The organism is Afipia carboxidovorans OM5 (genome assembly GCF_000218565.1).
In the GTDB taxonomy this organism is placed as follows: Bacteria; Pseudomonadota; Alphaproteobacteria; order Rhizobiales; family Xanthobacteraceae; genus Afipia; species Afipia carboxidovorans.
The window spans coordinates 1,946,009-1,960,099 of the sequence record NC_015684.1; the positions used below are offsets into that span (position 1 = coordinate 1,946,009).

Consider the following 14,091-nt stretch of genomic DNA (forward strand, 5'->3'; position numbering starts at 1 on the left):
ACCTTACCGGGTGCTCACCACCCGGACGTGGACCGAGGCCGGCGCGGGCACCTTGCCGGTGCGCCGCAGGCAGGCCGATGAGATATTCGGCCAGTCCTGCTCGGCGCAGGCGCGGCTCGTCACCATGAGCTTGTCCCCGCGCGCGAGTGCAGCCGGCTCACTGGCCTCCAGCGAGGGCGCAAAGCCTGGTAGCAGGGTCAGGGCGAGCGCGGAAAACACCACTAGCGCAAAAGCGGCCATCACCTTCGGTGCCTTGAGAAAATCGGTCTGGACCCGCATTCTGCGCCTCCCGCCACGCCTGGCTTTGGGAGATGACGCGGCCCGGTCCAAAAGGTTCGCCGACAATTGGGAGCGGATGCGGAAAAATATCGGTAACCGTAAGGGAACCGGCTCGCTTGCGGCCTCCCGCCGGGCGGGCTAGGAGGGAAAATCCGGGCTAGGAGAGAAAATGGCTCACGTTGCGCTCTATCCGGGCTCGTTCGATCCCGTCACCAACGGTCACGTCGATGTCGTGCGGCAGGCCTGCACGCTGGTGGACCGGCTGATCGTCGCGATCGGTGTCCACCCCGGCAAGGCGCCATTGTTCTCCGTCGATGAGCGCCGGGCGATGATTGTCGAGGTGTTCTCGCCGCTTGCCGCGACCACGGGCTGTGCCATCGAGTGCGTCACCTTCGACAACCTCACCGTGGCGGCTGCGGAGAAGTCGGGTGCGACCATCCTGATCCGCGGTCTGCGCGACGGTACCGACCTCGATTACGAGATGCAGATTGCCGGGATGAACCAGACCCTGGTGCCAAGTGTGCAGACGATCTTTATTCCGGCGTCCCCCACGGTTCGCCCGATCACCGCCACGCTTGTGCGCCAAATTGCCAGCATGGGCGGCGATGTGTCGGCTTTCGTCCCGAAGGCGGTCGCGGCCCGGCTGAAGGCAAAGTTCTCACAATAGCCTATGCGCGTCGCCGGCCCATGACGGGCGCGTCATCGCATGGGCTCTCGAACAATCTTTCCATTCCTTTTCCAAATCTCACTTATGGAGTTTCCATGATCAGACTGCTCGCCGTCCTCGGAGCCTTGATGCTGGCGACGCCGGCGCTCGCGCAGACGCTGCCTGCGAACCTCGACAAGGCGAATGCCATCGTCATCGACACCACCAAGGGCCGCGTCGTGGTGCAGTTGCGCACCGACCTCGCGCCGCACCACGCCGAGCGCATCAAGCAACTCGCGCGCGAGGGCTATTACAACAACGTCCCGTTCCATCGCGTCATTGATGGCTTCATGGCGCAGACCGGCGATGGCGCCAACTTCAACGGCACCGGCGGCTCGAAATATCCGAACCTGAAGGCCGAGTTCTCGAACGTGCCGTATACGCGCGGCGTTGTCGGCATGGCGCGCTCGGCAAATCCGGATTCGGCGAACTCGCAGTTCTTCATCATGTACAACGACTATCCCTCACTGAACGGCAAATACACCGTGATCGGTCAGGTCGTGTCGGGCATGGAGAATGTCGACAAGCTCAAGCGCGGCGAGCCGGTGCAGAACCCCGACAAGATGGTCAAGGTGCAGGTCGCATCCGACATCAAGTAACCGCTGCCGGTGCCTCGCGCCGCAGCCTCATCTCTTCAAGTAAGCAGTAAGGACACCATCATGGCTGACAACGACAACACCCTCATCCTCGAAACCACACAGGGCGAGGTGACCATCGAAATGCGTCCCGACCTTGCGCCGGGCCATGTCGCACGCATCAAGGAGCTGGTGCGGGAAGGTTTCTACGACGGCATCGTCTTCCATCGCGTCATCGATGGCTTCATGGCGCAGACCGGCTGCCCGCACGGCACCGGCACCGGCGGCTCGGGCCAGAAGCTGAAGGCCGAGTTCAATGCCGAGCCGCATGTCCGTGGGACGGTGTCGATGGCGCGCGCCGCCAATCCGGATTCCGGCGACAGCCAGTTCTTCATCTGCTTCGACGATGCCCGCTTCCTCGACAAGCAGTACACCGTGTGGGGCAAGGTGACCTCTGGCATGGAGAACGTCGACAAGATCAAGCGCGGCGAGCCGGTGCAGAACCCCGACAAGATCGTCAAAGCGCGTATGGCGGCCGACGCCGCATAAGCCGGCGCTTCGCTCAAGCATTTGCGTCCCATGCCCGGCCTTGCGCCGGGCATGGTCGTTTAAAGACCAACATTGCCGTTGCCCGGGCGCGGCAGGCCGGTCATAACGGGCCGTCATGCGTACCGACCTTTTCGATTTCGACCTTCCCCCCGAATGCATTGCCTTGCGCCCGGCTGAGCCGCGCGACAGCGCGCGACTTCTTCTGGTGCGGCCTAATGTGGGCGTCGAGGACCACAGCGTGCGGGATCTGCCGGGCCTGCTTGCGCCCGGCGATCAGATCGTCGTCAACGATACCAAGGTGATCGCCGCACAGCTTTCGGGGCGACGGATCGGCGGCACCAGCGAGCCGCATATCGACGTCACGCTGATCAAGCGCATCGATGGCTCGCGCTGGCAGGCGCTGGTGCGGCCGGCACGCAAGCTTTCGGAAGGCGATGTACTTCGCTTCGGCAATGAGGGGCGGGTGTGCCTTCTCGGCAATCTCGATGCCAGCGTCGAGGCCAAGGGCGAGGCGGGCGAGGTGACGCTCGCGTTTGCGTTTCACGGCCCGGTGCTCGATCAGGCGATTGCCGATCTTGGTGCGCCGCCGCTGCCGCCCTATATCGCCTCGCGCCGTGCGCCCGACGACAAGGACGTCGGCGACTATCAGACGATGTTCGCAAAGAACGAGGGAGCGGTCGCTGCGCCGACGGCGGGCCTGCATTTCACGCCCGCGCTCGAGGCAGCGCTGGCTGCGCGCGGCATCGGCATCCAGCGTCTGACGCTGCATGTCGGCGCGGGCACCTTCCTGCCGGTGAAGGCAGACGATACCGACGACCACAAGATGCATTCGGAGTGGGGCACCGTCTCTGAGGAAACGGCGAAGACGCTAAACGAGGCCCGCGCCAAGGGCGGCCGCGTCGTCGCTGTCGGCTCGACCTCGATGCGGCTTCTGGAAAGCGCTGCGACGGAGGACGGCATCATCCAACCGTTCACGGGAGAGACTGCGATCTTCATCACGCCTGGCTATAAGTTTCGCGCGGTCGATGTGATGATGACGAATTTTCATCTGCCGCGTTCGACGCTGTTCATGCTGGTGTCGGCCTTCAGCGGGCTCGATACGATGCGCGCGGCTTATGCGCATGCCATTGCGAAGGGCTATCGCTTTTATTCGTATGGCGACGCCTGCCTTCTGTTCCGCAATGCGGGCGCGGCTTCATGAGCCTTCCCAATTCCTTCCGCCTGCTTGCGGCTGATGGCACGGCACGCACCGGCGTGCTGGAGACCCCGCATGGCGTGGTGCGGACGCCGGCCTTCATGCCGGTCGGCACCGCGGGTGCGATGAAAGGTATCCATTGGCGCGAGATCCGCGAGAGCGGCGCTGACATCGTGCTCGGCAACACCTATCATCTGATGCTGCGCCCCACTGCCGAACGCATTGCAGCGCTGGGCGGGCTGCAGAAATTCACCGGCTGGAATGGCCCGATGCTGACCGATTCCGGCGGCTTCCAGGTGATGTCGCTTGCGAAGCTGCGCAAGGTAACGGAGCAAGGTGTTCGCTTCAAATCGCATATCGATGGCGCGGTGCTCGATCTTTCGCCCGAGCGTGCGATCGAAGTGCAGCGGTTGTTCGGCTCGGACATCGCCATGCAGCTCGACGAATGCGTGCGGCTGCCTGCATCGCGCGACGAGGTCGATCGCGCGATGCAACTGTCGCTGCGCTGGGCTGAGCGCTGCAAGCGCGCGTTTGAAGGTGCCCCGCAGGGCCACATGCTGTTCGGCATTGTGCAGGGCGGCGATGTTGCGAAATTACGGCGGCAGAGTGCGGCCGGCCTCGGAGAGATCGGTTTTCACGGCTACGCGATCGGCGGTCTTGCGGTCGGTGAGCCGCAGGACGTGATGCTGGCGATGATCGAGGAAGCTGCGCCGCTTCTGCCGCAGGATCGCCCGCGTTACCTGATGGGTGTTGGCACGCCGGACGATATGATCGAAGCGGTTAAGCGCGGCATCGATATGTTCGATTGCGTGCTGCCGACCCGGAACGGCCGTCACGGGCATGCATTTACGCGCCGTGGTGTGATCAACTTACGAAACGCGCGCCACGCCGACGATCCGCGTCCGCTCGACGAGGAAAGCTCCTGGCCGCCTGCGCGCAGCTATTCGCGCGCCTATCTGCATCATCTCGTGAAGGCAGGCGAAGCGCTCGGCGCGATGCTGCTCTCCGAGATCAACATTGCCTATTTCCAGTCGCTGATGGCTGGAGTGCGCGAGGCTATCGCGGCCGGTCAGTTCGCGGATTTTCGTGCGGCAACGAAGGCGGGCTGGGCGGCAGGCGATCTGCCGCCGCGTTAGACGTCAGCCTGTGACGACGGCGCGTCGGGACAGTCCGGCAGCGTATGTTTTGTGACGAAGCCGTGACCGCAGGTATCGCAAGTCCACAAATAGCCAACAACATTGTCGGAGACGAACGCAGAGGCTTCCGCCGCCACCATGCTGTCGGCGCAGATTGGGCAGATCATGCGTCCGGCCCCGCGCGAAAACGAGAGTGGCGTGGACGTCGGATAGGTCGGTCGGAATTCAGCGCGAGCTTGCATGCGAGCCTCCCTCGGCAGGCATCTCCATCAACTAGCCTGACGCTACACCGGCATTTTGAAAAAGCGACAACACAAATGCGTTTGTTTTGAGAATTGTTCTATCGCAATGCACACATTGGCGTTTTGTGGCCTTTTGCATCTTTGCGGGGAGACAGATTTAATAGTCGCCTTTGAAACTCATGTGCGGGAGCCCTTCCATGAATTCGTCGCCGGACAAGACTGTTTCCAAGTGCAATGTCGGACGTGGCGGCATCTATGACAGTATTGTGGATGCGGCGGGCTGCACGCCGATCGTGCGGCTGAGGCGTCTGCCGGAGCAGCATGGGGCCAAGGCGACAATTTTAGCCAAGCTCGAGTATTTCAATCCGGCAACGAGCGTAAAAGATCGTATCGGTGCTGCGATGGTGAAGGCGATGGAAGATTCCGGCGCCATCAACAAGGATACCGTGTTGATCGAGCCGACGTCAGGCAATACCGGAATCGCGCTGGCGTTTGTTGCTGCGTCGCGCGGTTATCGACTGAAGCTCGTGATGCCGGATTCGATGTCGATGGAGCGGCGCAAAATGCTGGCGTTTCTCGGCGCCGAACTCATACTGACGCCTGCTTCGCAAGGCATGAACGGCGCGATTGCAACGGCGGAAGAACTCGTGCGCACCACGCCGAATGCGGTGATGCCGCAGCAGTTCAAGAATCCCGCGAACCCGGACATTCATCGTCGCACCACGGCGGAGGAAATCTGGAACGACACCGCCGGCAATCTCGACATCTTCGTGGCTGGTGTCGGCACTGGCGGCACCATCACCGGTGTCGGTCAGGCGTTGAAGCCGCGCAAGCCCTCGCTGCGCGTCGTAGCGGTCGAACCGGAGGAGAGTCCTGTACTCTCCGGCGGCAAGCATTCGCCGCACAAGATTCAGGGGCTGGGTGCAGGTTTCGTGCCGGACATTCTCGATCGCTCGGTGATTGATGAGGTTGTCACCGTGAGCAGTGCCAAGGCGCTCGAGATGTCGCGCGCGCTTGCACGCACTGAAGGCATTGCAGGCGGCATTTCTTCAGGCGCCGCCGTCGCGGCTGCGATTGAGCTTGGCAAGCGGCCCGAGAATGCAGGCAAGACCATCCTCACGGTCGTTCCTTCATTCGCCGAGCGCTATCTCTCGACCGTATTGTTCGAGGACATCTGACGTCTGTCTGCGCCGTTTATGTTGCGGTGCTACCATTCGCGCGGTGCCAAAGCACCTTGGTGCAATGCAAGAGCGGCGCTTTGCTGCGCTGCTCCAGCGTTTTGCATCAGTCCTTAGGCTAACATCTGCGCCAAGTAGATGTTTACCGTTTCCGTCTAACATAAAATTTATGTGCGTTTTTACGCAGCCGATTCGGCTACGCGTGCGCTGCTTTTTTTCAAGGATCAATTGACCTGATGGGCTAACCGCGATGACACATTCGCTGCCGCTTGTTGAACAAAGTCGGATCGCTCCGGAGAAGCTGGTCGACGAACTTGGAAACGGGCTCGGCAATCTCGGCGTCGAGCTCGCCGATATTTTGGGTAATCTGCACGACGTCGCGAGCCGCGTCTCGCGCCAGTCCGAGCAGTTCGGTCATCTGCAAGAAACCGCCGATACGATGGTCGCGGCGAATCGCAACATCGATGGCGCAGCACGCACCGTGCAGTCGTTCACAGCTAACGCCGCCGCCGAGATCACGCAGTCGCGCGATGTGGTCACAACAGCCGTCCAGCACATCACTGATCTTGTCAGTGCCGTCAGCCGGATCGAGGACAGGCTGAGCGCCATCAGCCAGGTGCTGTCGCAGGTTGGCAAAGTCTCCGGCACGATCGAGAACATCGCCAAGCAGACGAACCTGCTGGCGCTCAATGCCACCATCGAGGCAGCGCGCGCCGGCGATGCCGGTCGCGGCTTTGCGGTTGTCGCCAACGAGGTGAAGAGCCTTGCGGAAGCAACCCGGCAGGCGACGCTGCAGATCGGCCAGACCGTGCAGAACCTTGATGGTGAAGTGAGCCACCTGATCGAGGATAGCGGCGTCGCCACGCGCTATGCGCGGCAGGCGGGCGAGGGCGCCAACCACATTCAGGGAACGATCAATCGCGTCCATGAAGGGTTTGCGACGGTCGAGCGCGACATCACTGCGATCGCGACGGCGGCGGCCGCCAACATGGAGCATTGCGATGTCGTGCTGGCCGAGTTGAGCGACCTCGCCAAGGGCGTCGATCTGTCATCGAGCGACCTGAAGTTGGCCGATGATCGGGTCGAGGGCCTGCTTGGCGCATCCGAGGCGTTGATCAGGACGATTGCCGAGAGCGGGGTGGAGACGTCGGATACGGTCATCATCACGGCCGCGGTCGATGCCGCGGCAAAGGTCGGCGAAGCCTTCGAGGCCGCGATCGCGCGCGGTGAGATCACCGAGGCGCAGATGTTCGATCGGGGCTACCGCGAGATTCCGGGCTCCAATCCAGCGCAGCATGCGAGCGCCTATCTCGAACTGGCCGACAATATCCTGCCGCCGATTCAGGACCCGGTGCTGAAGGTCGATCCGCGTGTAATCTTCGGCGTGTCGTTTGCCACTGATGGCTACCTGCCGACCCACAATCCGAATTACAGTCATCCGCAGGGGGACGATCCGGTCTGGAACGCCGCCAATTGCCGGAACCGGCGGTTTTTCACCGACCGCGCCATCGAGAAGGCCACGGCGAGCAACGATCCGTTCCTGCTGCAGACCTACCGGCGCGACATGGGCAACGGCCAGTTCGTGTTGCTCAAGGACGTTTCGGCCCCGATCTATATTCGTGGCCGCCGCTGGGGCATGTTCCGGATCGGATTTCGTCAGGCCTGATCGGGGCCGGATGGCTTGATGGTGTCTAGCGGGTTGATCGCGCTGGTGAAAAAGCCGTTGAGGGAAGGGGCCCCGATGCCCTTTTCCGGCCCGTCATGACTTGACCCGTGGGGTGTCGCCCCCTACACACCGCGACGAGTGAGCGCGTAGCTCAGGTGGTAGAGCACGTGACTTTTAATCATGGGGTCGAGGGTTCGAGTCCCTCCGCGCTCACCATTTGCATGTGCTGGCAGCGATCTAGGTCGCAGGGTATTGGCTGTCTGTTTAAGGGAAGCCATCGCGCCGCCCCCGAGCGCTCAGAAAAGCGCCGATGCGTGCAGATGTCTGGCCGGGGAACGCGAACACAGGCCGATCATTTCCTCCCGATCCCTGATCGGCAGCTTGGGGTTGGCTTGTGCCCGGTACCGAAAAGGTGCAAATTAAAGTTATCTTTTTCAACGGAACATCGACGGTCTTCATCTGTCGGTTATGACGGGCTTCGAGCGCAGGAACAGGATCAATAATGCAAGGCTTCAGCGTAGGCAGAGTGGTGATGGTTGCCGTTTTGGTGGCCTTGCTGATCGTCTCGGGCGTGTGGGCCGTTACGGTCTGGAACGCCAGCGGCGATGTCGCGATGGGCAAGCACGGCTGGATCGCGCTGATCCTCGGCACCCTGTTTTCGCTGGTGATCGGCTGCGGACTGATGGCGTTGATGTTCTTCAGCAGTCGTATGGGCTACGACGATGCCGCTGATCCTCTTCGCGACAAGGACGAGTCGCCGCGGTCTGAATAATCCGCTGCAGCGAACTCACTCGGTCGTCAGACCCCAAACCTCAATTTTCCAAAGAACGTGACCGGCTCCAGCCCGTCACGCATTCGGTGCTGTGTCGGTGGAAACCCTGGCAGGGGCCGTGACCATCGGCATCGCCTCCCGGCGCAAGCCGATCAGTTCGGCTGCGCGGATGGCAGACTGCTTCCAGAACCCGAACTGGTTCGCGCGCGAATTCTCCAGGATCGCGATGCCGACCGCCGAGAGGAACGGCAGGCTCTGCAGTACCAGCACGCCGGCGAAGATGTAGATCTCGCGCACTTCCTTCACATTGAAGGCAACGAGCACCGCCGCGCCTACCAATAGCAGGGCGCCGATCACTGCTTCCCAGAACGCCTGGAATTCCACCGACATCCGCGACAGGCCGCCCTTTGAGGTGCGCGCGAACGGCAGATGCTCTGTAATCAGGCCGTTCGCGACAGCGCGCGATACCGTCCACTGCACCGACATCGCCGCGATCATCGCGCCGAGCAACTGGCCGAGCTTGATTTTCACACGCAGCCGATAGAGCGCGACGAAATGCACGAGCGAGACCACGAAACTGGCAATGATCGGCAGCGTGAGAATCTTGTCGGGAATGGCGATGTCGGCGAACGAGACCACTGGCACCCAGATCAGGTTCAGGATCGCAACCACGACGCCGATGCTTTCCGCACCGAGCCAGTTCAGCCAGCCGAGCGTGAACTCGCGTTTCTGCGCCGGTGACAAGAGGCTCGCGCCCGGCAGGAAGCGCCGCCAATGCTTCTTGACGATCTGGAAGCCGCCATAGGCCCAGCGGTGCCGCTGTTTGCGGAACGCCTCATAAGTGTCGGGCAACAGCCCAAAGCCGTAGCGCGTGTTGGTGTAATGGGTGGTCCAGCCGCGCTCGATGATGGCGAGGCCGAGGTCGGTATCCTCGCAGATTGTGTCGCCGGCCCAGCCGCCCGCCATATCCATCGCCGCGCGGCGGATCAGGCACATGGTGCCATGAACGATGATCGCGTTCTGCTCGTTACGCTGGACCATGCCGATGTCGAAGAAGCCGGCATATTCGCCGTTCATCGCGTAATGCATCAGCGATTGGTTGCCGTCGCGATGATCCTGCGGTGCCTGCACAAGGCCGACATGCGGATCGGAAAAGGCGGGGACGAGGTCCTTCAGCCAGTTCGGCGTGACGACATAGTCGGCGTCGATGATGCCGATGATCTCGGCGTCGGGCGCGGTGCGCGCCATGGCGATGCGCAACGCGCCCGCTTTGAAGCCGATTACCTTCTCGGCGTTGATGAAGATGAAGCGCTCGCCGAGCGTGCGGCAATGATCCTGGATCGGCTGCCAGAACGTCGGGTCCGGCGTGTTGTTGATGATGACGACGCACTCGAAGTTCGGGTAGTCGAGCCGGGCGACGGCATCGAGCGTCTGTTTCAGCATCTCCGGCGGCTCGAAATAGGCCGGGATGTGGATCGACACTTTCGGGAATTTGCCGTCGGCGGGGGCAGGGAGTGGTTTGTCGATCAGGCGCTGCGGACGCCGCCCGAAGGCCACCGTGGCGATTTCCTCGATACGTGCCATGGCGATGAGGACAAGCGGCACCAGAAGGATCATGCCGAGCGTCAGCGCGAGGGCCGAGCCGAAGACGAAGTAATGCGTGTTCCAGTAGGCGAATACGGTCGCAAACCATGCGCCCACGCCGTTTGCGGCAACCGTCAGGACAAAGGTCTGCGGGATGGTCGGTTGCACCAGGCGGAAGATCGGCAACGACATCAGGATGCCGATCAGCACCGCGATCGAGGCGATCTTCCAGTAGTCGGGGTCGACGATCGCGCCGGTCCATGAGAATTTCGGTTCACGCGATGCATTGAGAACGCCCCAGTAAGGGCCGACACCACCTTCGAAAAACTTCCATGGCTGGTCGATGGCTTCGACGATGTTGTAGTCGAGCCCGATCGACTCGGCGCGCGTCACGAAGTCCCGCAGGATCGAAGCCTGCTCGAACGGGCCGGGCTCGGCGAGTTGCAGGTTGTAGCCCTGGCTCGGCCAGCCGAACTCCGCGACCACGACGCGCTTGCCGGGGAAATTGTCCCGCAGCAGCTTGGAGATCGTCATGGCGTAGTCGACGGCAGCGTGGGCGGGAATGTTGTTCCAGTAAGGCAGGATGTGCGCGGCGATGAAATCGACGGACGAGGATAGCTTCGGCTCGTCGCGCCATATGCTCCAGATTTCGCCTGTCGTGACGGGAAGATTGACCTGCCGCTTTACACGCTGGACGTACTCGATCAGCTCGTCAATTTTCAGGTCGTCGCGGTAGAGCGTTTCGTTGCCGACGACGATGCCGATGACGTTGGGATTGTGCTTGGCGAGATCTACGGCAGCGGCGATCTCGCGCTCGTTGCGGTCGACGTTCTTGTCAAGCCAGGCGCCGACCGTGACCTTGAGGCCGAACTCGTTGGCGATCGGTGGAACCAGCTCCACGCCTCCGGTCGAGGAGTAGAGACGGATCGCTTTGGTGAGCTTGGAGAGCTTCCTGAGGTCGTCCCTGATTTTCTCGACGGTCGGGATGTTGTCGACGTCGGGATGGGCCGAACCCTCAAACGGCGCGTAGGAAACGCTCGGCAACAGGCCGCGGAAGTCGGGTGCGGTCTCCTTCCGTTCGAGAACGCCCCAGAGCGCGGCATGGGCCGCAGCTACACAGATCAGAACGGCGATGACCGCGCGCATCTCACCCCCAGGGGACCGACGTGACAATGCACCGGATCACTCCGTCCGGCCATCGTAAACACGAGAATCTATTCCATCATGCTTTTAGTCGAGGCGCTTTACATCTGGTATGGCGCCGTGGCGTTTTCAGGGCGCGCGCGGACATCGGATGACGATCCGCGCGTCCTTTTTCAGCTTATTTTTGCTGCGCGGGCGGCTGTGCCGGAGCAGGGGCAGGTGTGGCCGCAGGCGGAGGAGCCGGCGGCGGGAAATTACTGTTCTGCGGCTGTGCGCCCGGGTTGATCCAGCAAGCCTGAATCCGGGTGTTCAGTGTGTCGGCAACCTTGTTGTCGATGGTCGCACTGAACCGGACGAGGCAGCGGAACGTCGCCTGCACATGCCCGCCGGGGCAGCCGAAACGATCATAGAGATCGAGGTGGCGGAAGGCGGTGTCGAGATCGTCGCGCCACATCAGGTTGACGACGCGCCGGCCGAGCCAGACGCATTCCGGGTTGCCGGCCGGGCCATTAATGGCCTTGGCGGCTTCGGCGAATTCATCGGCCCGCTTCTGCGCGTCGCGATTGTCCTGCTGCTGCGCGGCCGCCGGGGGCGCCTTGTTCTGATCCTGCTGTTTTTCGTTGGTTTGGGCAGATGCGACACCGAGGCTGGCGGTCAGAACGAGTGCCGCCGCAGTTGCGCCATGAAACAGCGTCTTTGTCAGGAGAGCAGAATAACCCATGGTTTCCCCGATCGAGCCCGTTCGCGCGGGCCTTTGTGCTGAAGGCAGGTCTTGAAGGCAGGCCTTCTGTTGACGTGCAAATGAGCCTCCAATGCGGCACACCCCATTTTTGCGCGCCAGAATCCCATGAAGCACAATCATGATTTTGTCCAGCACGTCGCGCAGGAGACGCAGGCAAGGCTGGAATGTCACCAAAGTTGGTGGGCAAAGACCGCGAGGCCTTGGCAGCGGGGGGCCGAGCGGCTAATCGACATTCTCGGAGGAAGAACACATTTCGTTGCGAACGCCGCTAGCATTCCTGGTCCTCTCGCTTTGCGTGATCGCCGGGACCTGGACCTGGCTCGGACAGCCGGTGCCGCAGGCGCGCGCGCCGCTCGACCCCGCGCATAAGCTCGAATGCGTCTCCTACACCCCGTTCCGCGGCGCACAGAGCCCGCTCGAACCCTCGCTCCATGTGCCGGTGCAGCAGATCGCGCAGGACCTCGCCCAGCTCGCGAAAATCACCGACTGCATTCGCACCTATTCGATCGACAGCGGCCTCGACCAAGTGCCGGGCGAGGCAGCAAAGGTCGGCCTCAAGGTCATTCAGGGCATCTGGCTCGGCAGCAACCGGTTCAAGAACAGCATCCAGATCGATACCGCCGTCGCGCTCGCCAAGCGCTATCCCGCGACGATCGAGGCGCTCGTTGTCGGCAATGAGGTGTTGCTGCGCGGCGAGATGACGGCCGCCGATTTGCTGACGACGATTCGCTACGTCAAATCCCGTGCCGAGACGACGCCGGTGACCTATGCGGACGTCTGGGAATTCTGGCTGCGCAATCGGGAGCTCGCGCCCGCGGTCGATTTCGTCACCATCCATATTCTGCCGTACTGGGAGGACTTCCCGGTACGGGCGAAATATGCGGCGGGGCACGTCGACCAGATCCGCAAGCGCGTCGCGGTCGCGTTTCCGAATAAGGAAATCCTGATCGGCGAAACCGGCTGGCCGAGCGCGGGCCGGATGCGCGACGGCGCGCTGCCCTCGCTTGCCAATCAGGCGATGGTGGTGTCGCAGATTCTGGCTTTGGCGCGGAGCGAGAAGTTTCGCGTCAACCTGATCGAGGCTTACGACCAGCCGTGGAAGCGCCAGCTCGAGGGCACTGTCGGCGGCTATTGGGGGCTGTTCGGCAGTGAACCGCGGCAGGCCAAATACGCGACGGGCGAGACGATCACCAACCATCCGATGTGGCGTTGGCAGATGGGCGGAGGTCTTGGCTTCTGCGTCCTCGTCTATGCGGCTGCCATGATGGCCTCGCGCCGCAGGCCCTGGCCGCCGCGCTGGGCGGCTTGGTTCGTGGTGGCTGTCGGCGCCACCGTCGGCGGCGTACTTGCGGGGTGGGGCGTCGAAAAGGTCCAGATCGAAAGTTTTGGTACCGGCGGTTGGATCGCAAACGGCGGCCTGCTCGCGGGAGCTCTGGCGGTCACGGTGTTCGCCGCAATGGCGGCCGTGACGGGGCGCTGCCTGCCGACCTTCGTTCAGATGATGGGTCCGCCGGAGGCGCGCACCGATTCCAAGGTCATGCGCGCGCTCGGGCTGGCGCTTATCGTCGTGGTGGTGTTCGCGACCGAGACGGCGCTTGGCTTCGTCTTCGACCCCCGTTACCGCGACTTCCAGTTTGCTGCGCTGACGATTGCGGCCGTGCCCGCGCTATTTTTGATGCTGCTGAACGGCCCGACGCTCAACGGGCGGCGCCCGGTCGCAGAGACGGCCTTTGCCGTGATGCTGACGCTCTGCGTGGTCTATATCGGCTTCAATGAAGGCTCAGCGAACTGGCAGTCGCTGTGGACGTGCGGTGCCTATCTGGCGCTCGCGTTCACGCTGTCGCTGGCGCGGGTCGCGCAAAACCCAAGACCATCAAAGCGATAGCGACGCCTGATAATCCAATATTGTAGAGTACGATACCGAACCCCGCGGCGACCAGTCCGGCGGTGAGGGTGACCATCGACGGGCGGATGACGTGCAGTACCGCGATGATCAGCGCGGTCAGGCCGAACACATTGTTCTTGAACAGATAGGTCATTAGACTCCGGGTCTTGCAGAGCATTGTCTGCAGGCCGCCGTCACAGGCGAGGGCCGTCGTCGAATATTCGATCGCGAAATAGCGCAGGTAGAGCGCATAGCCGACGCTGCAGAAACCAACGACCAGAAGCCACTGGACCTGCACCGCACTCGGGCGGAACGGACGCTTCCTGTCTTCGCGAAGCTGAGCCGGGTCACCGGTCGGGCGAGGCTCGGTCGCAGGCCTGTCTGAGGGAGGGGTATCTGCCATGGTCTTCCTGAGAAACTGAACTCTTCTGACAAACGG

At 62.3% G+C, this 14,091-nt stretch carries 14 protein-coding genes and 1 tRNA gene; 10 read left to right on the forward strand and 5 right to left on the reverse strand.

Translation table 11 applies throughout. The features are described 5' to 3' along the window. Positions 1 to 3 precede the first annotated feature (3 nt). Positions 4 to 279, reverse strand: a complete 276-nt coding sequence (locus OCA5_RS09080; RefSeq protein ID WP_012563371.1) for a hypothetical protein — start codon at positions 277 to 279, stop codon at positions 4 to 6. 169 nt (positions 280 to 448) lie between these two features. Between OCA5_RS09080 and coaD the strand changes: the two genes are divergently transcribed. The 5 genes from coaD to tgt all read left to right on the forward strand — a co-directional run bounded on the left by coaD (position 449) and on the right by tgt (position 4,440). Beyond that, positions 449 to 946: a pantetheine-phosphate adenylyltransferase gene (gene coaD, locus OCA5_RS09085; RefSeq protein ID WP_012563370.1), complete on the forward strand. Its 498-nt coding sequence runs from the start codon at positions 449 to 451 to the stop codon at positions 944 to 946. A gap of 95 nt (positions 947 to 1,041) precedes the next feature. Continuing rightward, positions 1,042 to 1,584: a peptidylprolyl isomerase gene (locus tag OCA5_RS09090; RefSeq protein ID WP_013913074.1), complete on the forward strand. Its 543-nt coding sequence runs from the start codon at positions 1,042 to 1,044 to the stop codon at positions 1,582 to 1,584. Positions 1,585 to 1,644: 60 nt separating this feature from the next. Continuing rightward, positions 1,645 to 2,109, forward strand: a complete 465-nt coding sequence (locus OCA5_RS09095) for a peptidylprolyl isomerase (protein WP_012563368.1) — start codon at positions 1,645 to 1,647, stop codon at positions 2,107 to 2,109. Positions 2,110 to 2,224: 115 nt separating this feature from the next. Then, positions 2,225 to 3,310, forward strand: coding sequence for a tRNA preQ1(34) S-adenosylmethionine ribosyltransferase-isomerase QueA (queA, locus tag OCA5_RS09100; protein ID WP_012563367.1), 1,086 nt, complete (start codon positions 2,225 to 2,227; stop codon positions 3,308 to 3,310). Then, on the forward strand, positions 3,307 to 4,440 hold the full coding sequence (gene tgt / locus OCA5_RS09105) for a tRNA guanosine(34) transglycosylase Tgt (protein WP_012563366.1): 1,134 nt from the start codon (positions 3,307 to 3,309) through the stop codon (positions 4,438 to 4,440). The genes queA and tgt overlap by 4 nt, the downstream gene beginning before the upstream one ends. On the opposite strand, the gene OCA5_RS18770 is transcribed toward tgt, so the two are convergent. Then, on the reverse strand, positions 4,437 to 4,682 hold the full coding sequence (locus tag OCA5_RS18770) for a hypothetical protein (protein ID WP_013913075.1): 246 nt from the start codon (positions 4,680 to 4,682) through the stop codon (positions 4,437 to 4,439). The genes tgt and OCA5_RS18770 overlap by 4 nt on opposite strands. Before the next feature lie 197 nt (positions 4,683 to 4,879). Here OCA5_RS18770 and cysK point away from each other — a divergent pair, with 197 nt between their 5' ends. The 4 genes from cysK (at position 4,880) to OCA5_RS09125 (ending at position 8,298) form a co-directional block, all read left to right on the forward strand. Beyond that, positions 4,880 to 5,860 (forward strand): cysteine synthase A, encoded by a 981-nt coding sequence (cysK, locus tag OCA5_RS09110; protein ID WP_012563364.1) that lies wholly within the window; start codon positions 4,880 to 4,882, stop codon positions 5,858 to 5,860. 250 nt (positions 5,861 to 6,110) lie between these two features. Beyond that, positions 6,111 to 7,526 carry a methyl-accepting chemotaxis protein gene (locus OCA5_RS09115; protein WP_012563363.1) on the forward strand — a complete coding sequence of 472 codons (1,416 nt, stop codon included), beginning with the start codon at positions 6,111 to 6,113 and terminating at the stop codon, positions 7,524 to 7,526. A gap of 140 nt (positions 7,527 to 7,666) precedes the next feature. Continuing rightward, positions 7,667 to 7,742: transfer RNA gene (locus tag OCA5_RS09120), tRNA-Lys, on the forward strand. Positions 7,743 to 8,028: 286 nt separating this feature from the next. Next, positions 8,029 to 8,298, forward strand: coding sequence for a hypothetical protein (locus OCA5_RS09125; RefSeq protein WP_012563362.1), 270 nt, complete (start codon positions 8,029 to 8,031; stop codon positions 8,296 to 8,298). A gap of 75 nt (positions 8,299 to 8,373) precedes the next feature. Here OCA5_RS09125 and OCA5_RS09130 read toward each other — a convergent pair whose 3' ends face one another. Continuing rightward, positions 8,374 to 11,028 carry a glycosyltransferase gene (locus tag OCA5_RS09130; protein ID WP_012563361.1) on the reverse strand — a complete coding sequence of 885 codons (2,655 nt, stop codon included), beginning with the start codon at positions 11,026 to 11,028 and terminating at the stop codon, positions 8,374 to 8,376. A gap of 175 nt (positions 11,029 to 11,203) precedes the next feature. Further along, on the reverse strand, positions 11,204 to 11,746 hold the full coding sequence (locus OCA5_RS09135) for a hypothetical protein (protein WP_012563360.1): 543 nt from the start codon (positions 11,744 to 11,746) through the stop codon (positions 11,204 to 11,206). Positions 11,747 to 12,023: 277 nt separating this feature from the next. Between OCA5_RS09135 and OCA5_RS09140 the strand changes: the two genes are divergently transcribed. After that, the gene (locus tag OCA5_RS09140; RefSeq protein ID WP_012563359.1) at positions 12,024 to 13,652 is read left to right on the forward strand and encodes a glycoside hydrolase family 17 protein; all 1,629 of its coding nucleotides are present in this window, start codon (positions 12,024 to 12,026) and stop codon (positions 13,650 to 13,652) included. On the opposite strand, the gene OCA5_RS09145 is transcribed toward OCA5_RS09140, so the two are convergent. Then, positions 13,600 to 14,055 (reverse strand): hypothetical protein, encoded by a 456-nt coding sequence (locus OCA5_RS09145; protein ID WP_013913076.1) that lies wholly within the window; start codon positions 14,053 to 14,055, stop codon positions 13,600 to 13,602. The genes OCA5_RS09140 and OCA5_RS09145 overlap by 53 nt on opposite strands. Positions 14,056 to 14,091 lie beyond the last annotated feature (36 nt).